The 5,677-nt window shown below is 65.0% G+C and carries 5 protein-coding genes; 4 read left to right on the top strand and 1 reads right to left on the bottom strand.

Annotation, left to right across the window (positions count from 1 at the left end; genetic code table 11):
- Nucleotides 1-126: 126 nt before the first annotated feature.
- Nucleotides 127-930 (bottom strand): N-formylglutamate amidohydrolase, encoded by an 804-nt coding sequence (locus WA702_RS14240; protein WP_425111176.1) that lies wholly within the window; start codon nt 928-930, stop codon nt 127-129.
- A 178-nt stretch (nt 931-1,108) separates the two neighbouring features.
- Here WA702_RS14240 and WA702_RS14235 point away from each other — a divergent pair, with 178 nt between their 5' ends.
- The 4 genes from WA702_RS14235 to WA702_RS14220 all read left to right on the top strand — a co-directional run.
- Entirely contained in the window at nt 1,109-1,921 is an 813-nt protein-coding gene (locus tag WA702_RS14235) for a transglutaminase-like domain-containing protein (protein ID WP_425111174.1), read from the top strand.
- Between the two features lie 58 nt (nt 1,922-1,979).
- Entirely contained in the window at nt 1,980-2,378 is a 399-nt protein-coding gene (locus WA702_RS14230) for a gamma-glutamylcyclotransferase family protein (protein WP_425111173.1), read from the top strand.
- Between the two features lie 127 nt (nt 2,379-2,505).
- Nucleotides 2,506-4,521 carry a DNA primase gene (dnaG, locus tag WA702_RS14225; RefSeq protein WP_425111172.1) on the top strand — a complete coding sequence of 672 codons (2,016 nt, stop codon included), beginning with the start codon at nt 2,506-2,508 and terminating at the stop codon, nt 4,519-4,521.
- Nucleotides 4,522-4,939: 418 nt separating this feature from the next.
- Nucleotides 4,940-5,677, top strand: a 738-nt coding sequence (locus WA702_RS14220) for an RNA polymerase sigma factor region1.1 domain-containing protein (protein ID WP_425111171.1), incomplete at its 3' end; no start/stop codon positions are given.

The following is a 5,677-nucleotide window of genomic DNA, read 5'->3' as shown; positions in this document are numbered from 1 at the left end:
ATCATGGTCATTGCTCTTCGTCCTCCGTGAAGGAGCGTCAGAGCAATGACTCAGTGCAAAATTGAGAGCAATCAAAACATTGATCTCGGTGCAATATAGGGTGACCGGGAGCTGAAAGCGGGCGATTTAGATCTGCCCCTGAGCCCTCAAGCTTGCTTCGATGTTGCCGAAAGCCCGGATCAGCCGCTCCGCCCACTCCCGCTGGCCGTCGGCTTCCGCGATCAGGTCCTGGCGAATCTCGATGCCGGTATTGATCAGCCCGCCGGCCTCGCCATGCACGGGGATGGTGTAGTCGGTGAGGTCGCTGACGGCATAAGGCTGGTTGTCGCCGACCACGAGCCCGGGCTCGGCTCGCAGCGCCTCGAGCAGCAGCGGCGGCAGGATGCGGTCGCGATGGTACAGCGTGCCGACATGCCAGGGCCGCGCGATGCCGGCATAGACGGGCGTGAAGCTGTGCAGTGCGACCAGCACCGTCGGCTGGGCGGCGCGCCGGCGGGCGTCGATCACCTCCGAGAGACGGTCGTGATAGGGATCGAAGACGGCGCGGCGGCGCGCCTCTGCGGCCTGCGGCGTCAGGCCTTCATTGCCTGGAATGGTGGTGCGCTCGGAGATGATCGGGATCGAATTCGGCACGCCCGGCGGCCGGTTGCAGTCGATCACGAGCCGCGAATAGCGCTGCGCGACCAGATGCGCATCAAGCGCGTGCGCGACCTGCTCGGCCACGCCGGCAATGCCGATGTCCCAGGCGATATGGCGCGTCAGGTCGTCCTCGCTCAGGCCGAGATCGCCGAGCGCTGATGGCAGCAGCCGGCCGTAATGATCGCACGCGAACAGAAATGGCGAGGCGCCGCTTGCATTGTGTTCAAGCACTGGCGGAACTTCGTCTGGTCCGACGAGTAGAGCTGTGTCGGTCGGGTCCGGAATTTGCATGTTTTGCCGTTGCCTCGTGTGGCGGTGCGCCGATCGCGCAACGATGCGATAAGGAATCGAGCTCGATGGGACAGCCGAAAACCGTGATGTCGGTGGCGACGATGCCGGTCCCGATGATCGATCACAAGGCTGAAGTTTGCGGCGCGACGCGCGCCGGCGCGACGGCTGGAGGCTGATCATGGAGATCAAGGTCGGGTTCGAAATCTCCTATGCGGCCGAGATGCCGACGCCGATGGTGATGCTGCTTTCCATCCATCCCTCGCGCCATGCCGACATCGCAGGCCAAGAGCGCATCACAGCCGAGCCCGACGTGCCGATCGGCTTTTATCGCGACAGCTTTGGCAATGTCTGCGGCCGCCTGGTGGCGCCGGCCGGCGGCATCACTCTGCGCGGCAATGCGCTGGTGCGCGATTCCGGGCTGCCGGACGACGTAGACCCAACCGCGCAGCAAATTCCGATCGAGCAATTGCCGGACGATCTGCTGCTCTATCTGATGCCGAGCCGCTATTGCGAGACCGACAAGCTCACCGACGTCGCCTGGTCGCTGTTCGGCAACACGCCGCAGGGCTGGGCGCGGGTGCAGGCGATCTGCGACTTCGTGCACAGTCATATCAGTTTTGGCTATGAGCACGCCCATCACATGAAGTCGGCGCATGATGCCTATGAGCAGCGCAAGGGCGTGTGCCGCGATTTTGCGCATCTGGCGCTGACGTTCTGCCGCTGCATGGGCATCCCGGCGCGCTACTGCACCGGCTATCTCGGCGACATCGGCGTGCCCCGCGATCCCGCGCCGATGGATTTTTCCGGCTGGTTTCAGGTCTGGCTGTCCGGCCGCTGGTACAGCTTCGATGCCCGCCACAATGTGCCGCGGATCGGCCGCGTCCTGATGGCGACGGGGCGCGACGCCGCCGATGTCGCGCTCACGACGAGCTTCGGTCGCATGACCTTGACCAAATTCGTCGTGGTCAGCGACGAGGTCGTGCCGGCGTAATTGCCCCTGTCGGGAGGGCGCGCTTCGCTTCGCGCGCGAGGACGGCTATAGACGGGCGATGACCTCCGATCTCCTGTTCGTCTACGGCACCTTGATGCGCGGCTTCGATCATCCAATGGCGCGGCTGCTGGCCGCCAACGCCGACTTCATCAGTGAAGCCCACTGCCGCGGCCGGCTGTATCTGGTGAAGCATTATCCGGGCATGGTGCTGTCGGATGACGCGGCCGACATCGTTTATGGCGAGCTGTTCCGGCTGCGCGAACCGGAGGCGATGCTGCGCGAGTTCGACATGTACGAGGCCTGCGGCGAGAGCTTTCCCGAGCCGACCGAATATCTGCGGCAGATGCTGCCGGTGGCGCTCGCTGACGGCTCGATGCGTGACGCCTGGACCTATCTCTACAATTGGCCGGTCGACGATCTCCCCCGCATCGCCTCGGGGCGGTTTCTGAAGCACTGAGAGAGCGGGCGCTGTGAATAGCCCGGACAACTGCGATTAAGTTCGCATTCTGCGAACCGATTCTTATATCCCTGTTCGATTGCTCCCGGCCTCACCGCCGCCACCGCCGGAACCCGCACACCGCCTCATGGCCCGCTTCACCTCAGAATTCCTCGACGAGCTGCGCGCCCGGCTTCCGGTCTCGGATGTCGTGGGCAAGCGCGTCAAGCTGAAGAAGGCGGGGCGCGAGTGGAAGGGGCTGTCGCCGTTCCAGCAGGAGAAGACACCGTCCTTTTACGTCAACGACCAGAAGGGCTTTTACCACGACTTCTCCTCCGGCAAGCACGGCAACATCTTCGACTTCATCATGGAGACCGAGGGCTGCTCGTTCCCGGAAGCCGTCGAGCGGCTGGCAGGCCAGGTCGGCATGGCCTTGCCGGTCTCGAGCCCCGACGTGGCGCGCCAGGAAAAGCACCGCAAGACCCTGCATGACGTGATGGAGCTGGCGGCGACCTTCTTCGCCGACACCCTGGCTTCCCGCGTCGGCGCCAAGGCGCGCGGCTATCTCGCCGACCGCGCGCTCAGCCCGCAGACGCAGCTGCAGTTCCGGCTCGGCTATGCGCCGCCCGACCGCTTCGCGCTGAAGGAGCATCTGGGCAAGCACGGCGTGCCGGTCTCGGACATGGTCGAGACGGGCTTGCTGGTCGGCGGCGACGATATCCCGGTGCCGTATGACCGCTTCCGCGACCGCGTGATGTTCCCGATCACGGATCTCCGCGGCCGCGTCATTGCCTTCGGCGGCCGCGCGCTGGAGAAGGATGTCGCGGCGAAGTACCTGAACTCGCCGGAGACGCCGCTTTTTCACAAGGGCGACAACCTCTACAACCTCAGCTCGGCCCGCCAGGCCGCGCATAACGGCAGCCCCCTGATCGTGGTCGAGGGCTATGTCGACGTGATCGCGCTGGTCACCGCCGGCTTCCAGGGCGCGGTGGCGCCGCTCGGCACCGCGCTGACCGAGAACCAGCTCGCATTGCTGTGGAAGATGGTCGACGAGCCGATCCTCTGCTTCGACGGCGATCGCGCCGGCCAGAAAGCAGCTTATCGTGCTGCGGACCTCGCCATGCCGCATCTCAAGCCCGGCAAAAGCCTGCGCTTTGCGCTGCTGCCCGAGGGCCAGGACCCCGACGACCTGGTCCGCACCAGTGGCCGCGGCGCGGTCGATGAGGTGCTCGCCGTCGCGAAGCCGCTGGCCGAAATGATCTGGTCGCGCGAGATCGAGGGCGGCGGTTTTACGACGCCGGAGCGGCGCGCGGCGCTGGAGGCCAAGATCGGCGAGCTCACCAACGGCATCCGCGACGAGGTGGTGCGCCGGTACTACCGGCAGGACCTGAGCGAGCGGCTGCACCGCGCCTTCGCCCCGCAAGACGGACAAGGATACGGGCGCGGCTACGGAAGGGGCGGCCGCGAATCAGGCCGCGGTTTTGTGCCCCGCGGACCGGCTCAGGGCCGGTTATCCACAGGGGGCGGCGGCAATTTCCGGCGCGGCGCCCCGCCGTCCACAGGCGCCGCGCTGGGACGCGGACCCTACCAGGCGTCGAGTCCCCAGCTGGCTTTGAGCCCGATCATGCGCGGCCAGCGCAGCGCGATCTCCCGCCGCGAGGCGCTGATCCTGCTCTCCCTGATCAACCATCCCTGGCTGCTGCACGAGCATCTGGAAGAGGTCGCGGCCCTCGAACTCGCCCACCCTGAGGCGCACAAACTGCGCGCCGCCATCATCGCCGCCTTCGCCCACGATCATCACCATTCGTCTGATCCGGAACAACAAGCCGAAAAAATGCGGGCCGATCTGGAAGCGGGCGGATTTTCCGAGCTTCTTCAACGGGTTGAGCGAGCGATCACGACCGATGCGGTGTGGGCGGCAAAACCTGGCGCGGCGCGCGAGGATGTTCTTTCCACCTGGCATCAGCTGGTTGCCTTGCATCGGCAATGGCACTCATTACTTAGGGAATTGAAGGATGCCGAGCTGGCGCTTGGCGACGAGCCGAGTGACGCCCACATGGGCTGGCTGCGGGACGTCAAGGCCAGGATGGCTGAGGTGGATGGCACCGAGGCGCTGATCGAAGGATTTGGCCAGTTGTCCGGCCGGTTCTCGAAGACCGTTTGAAGCACGTTCGCCCGTGAAGGCGCCGGCCGGTTCCCCAGCGTTACGGAAAAGACTCGCCAAATCCATGGTTTGGCTGCAAAAACAGGGTTAAGCGAAGTTTAAGGGGTCCGGAGCATCTTAACCGCGAGAGGGGTCGCTGGAGCCGTCGGAGGCTGCGTCACATCACGGGATCGCTCATGGCTGGGCACCCGGATCGTGCGCCAACCGATCGCATCACCGGTATTACTTTTGCAAGCACTTCCGTGCTGAAAGGTGCGCCGGGCCGGGGACGAAACCAGCGACAGAGAGTCCGGGGTGGCGACGTTAAAGGCGCGCCGCCCTTTCCGCGTCGTGAACAGTTTGAGTACAGCAGGCGGGTGCTGCGATGCCAGGGTGCAGATCGCCACAGGCAGAAGCGGGCGCGTTTCGGGAGCAATGAATGGCCACGAAGGCAAAGACGCTGCAGGTGAAAGACAAGGAAAAGGACGACAAGGCCGCGGACGCTCCCGAAAAGGACGGCGCCGACGCCCCTTCGCCGTTGCTGGACCTGTCGGACGCCGCCGTCAAGAAGATGATCAAGCAGGCCAAGAAGCGCGGCTTCGTGACCTTCGATCAGCTCAACGAGGTACTGCCGTCCGACACGACCTCGCCTGAGCAGATCGAGGACATCATGTCGATGCTCTCGGACATGGGCATCAACGTCACCGAGGCCGAGGACGCCGAGGAAGCGGACGAGAAGGACGACAGCACCGACGACGACGAGAGCAACGAGCTCGTCGAGATCACGCAGAAGGCCGTCACCGAGGTCAAGAAGTCCGAGCCGGGCGAACGCACCGACGATCCCGTGCGCATGTATCTGCGCGAGATGGGCACCGTCGAACTGCTCTCCCGCGAGGGCGAGATCGCGATCGCCAAGCGCATCGAGGCCGGCCGCGAGGCGATGATCGCGGGCCTCTGCGAAAGCCCGCTGACCTTCCAGGCCATCATCATCTGGCGCGACGAATTGAACGAAGGCAAGATCTTCCTTCGCGACATCATCGATCTCGAAGCCACCTATGCCGGGCCCGACGCTAAGAACAACATGAACCCGCAGCTCGCGGCGCCCAACGGCGGCGAGGCCGGAGCCGCAGGCGAAGGCGGCGAGGCCGTGGCGTCGGTCGCGCCCGCGCATATGGCG

Origin of the sequence: Bradyrhizobium sp., assembly GCF_049798375.1 — a bacterium.
GTDB lineage: Bacteria > Pseudomonadota > Alphaproteobacteria > Rhizobiales > Xanthobacteraceae > Bradyrhizobium.
The sequence above is the reverse complement of the archived record's forward strand: the minus strand, read 5'-3'. Positions and strand labels throughout refer to the sequence as shown.

Bases quoted from the DNA above. Each gene is read 5' to 3' on its own strand.
- WA702_RS14235 (WP_425111174.1), top strand. From the start codon at position 1,109: ATGGAGATCAAGGTCGGGTTCGAAATCTCCTATGCGGCCGAGATGCCG.
- WA702_RS14240 (WP_425111176.1), bottom strand. From the start codon at position 930: ATGCAAATTCCGGACCCGACCGACACAGCTCTACTCGTCGGACCAGAC.
- WA702_RS14230 (WP_425111173.1), top strand. From the start codon at position 1,980: ATGACCTCCGATCTCCTGTTCGTCTACGGCACCTTGATGCGCGGCTTC.
- dnaG (WP_425111172.1), top strand. From the start codon at position 2,506: ATGGCCCGCTTCACCTCAGAATTCCTCGACGAGCTGCGCGCCCGGCTT.